This is a genomic window from Ammoniphilus resinae, from assembly GCF_017873965.1.
Taxonomy (GTDB): Bacteria; Bacillota; Bacilli; order Aneurinibacillales; family RAOX-1; genus Ammoniphilus_A; species Ammoniphilus_A resinae.
Genome location: NZ_JAGGKT010000058.1, coordinates 1 through 1185, shown reverse-complemented (window position 1 = coordinate 1185; position 1185 = coordinate 1). Strand labels below are relative to the sequence as shown.

Sequence of the window (1185 nt, the reverse complement as noted above, 5' to 3'; positions counted from 1 at the left end):
TTAGCTTGCCGAGCTGCCAATTCTTCAAAATAAATACATTACGTAAATTAACAGCCCTCATCTAAATTACCAGGTGTGGGCTGTTTGACGCTTACGATAATAAAAATTGTACAACGCCAATTAATTCTCTAGATTTTCCGATCCGTCCCATTGGAATCCGTTCCATCATATACTTCACTTCTTCCGGCTTAGACATCAGTTCATCGATCATTGGCGTATACATTCTCCCCGGCAAAATGGCGTTAACCCTAACACCTAACCTTGCCCACTCTAAAGCCATCACTTTTGTCAGTGAATTTACTCCCGCCTTTGACGCTGCATAAGCTCCAAGACGCTTAAAAGTAGCGGTTGAGGATAATGAACTGACATTCACAATGGAGCCGTGCTCCTGCTCAATCATGACTTTGCCTACTGCCTTTGAAACAATAAAGGTTCCAACCAGATTTACTTCCACAATCTTTTGGAACTCTTCAAGGTTTAAATCAACAATATCTTTGCGAACTGCAGTTCCTGCATTATTCACTAACCCGTCAATGGACCCAAATCTTTCGATCGTTTGTTCAACAAGTTCGTTTACTTGATCTTCTTTTGTAATGTCACAGACTATCTTATGTACAACTCCACCTTGGTTGGCAATGGTTTGATACGTCTGTTCAAGCTTCTCTTGATTTGTGGCACACACTACTATATTGGCGCCAGTTTTCGATAATCCGATCGCCAAATCTTTTCCAATTCCAGATGATGATCCTGTAACAATTAAGGTTTTCCCTGCTAAAGCAAATTCTGTATCCACCCAAATCCTCCTATATCAAATGATTTAACTTACTGTTTATAATATTAAAAAAATTAGAAACGGTCAATTACGCTGGATATTAGAAGCTTAAAGTTATTTATCTAAACCTTTATTTAGTATATACCCAACAGTAGATATAACTGTTTTAAAGGTGCTGGGAGGAGAGAGGGTGCATGGCAGAACATTAGAGATTAAGAAGGGACTTACTTAAATGAGATGTCGATAGCACGGTGGTTGAGTGGATTAGAATAAAGGGAGAAACTCCCCCTATTTCAAATAAACGCCCCAAATATGGTGAAATAGTTATAATGAACGAAACCGACGCACTTTTGCTATACGTAGGTTAAATTTGGTCAATACTTGGTAGCGACAAAACAACCAAAAAACCAAAT

General features: G+C 38.7%; 1 protein-coding gene. It reads right to left on the bottom strand.

Annotation, left to right across the window (positions count from 1 at the left end; genetic code table 11):
• Positions 1-91 precede the first annotated feature (91 nt).
• Positions 92-793, bottom strand: a complete 702-nt coding sequence (locus tag J2Z37_RS25380) for an SDR family NAD(P)-dependent oxidoreductase (protein WP_209813094.1) — start codon at positions 791-793, stop codon at positions 92-94.
• Positions 794-1185 lie beyond the last annotated feature (392 nt).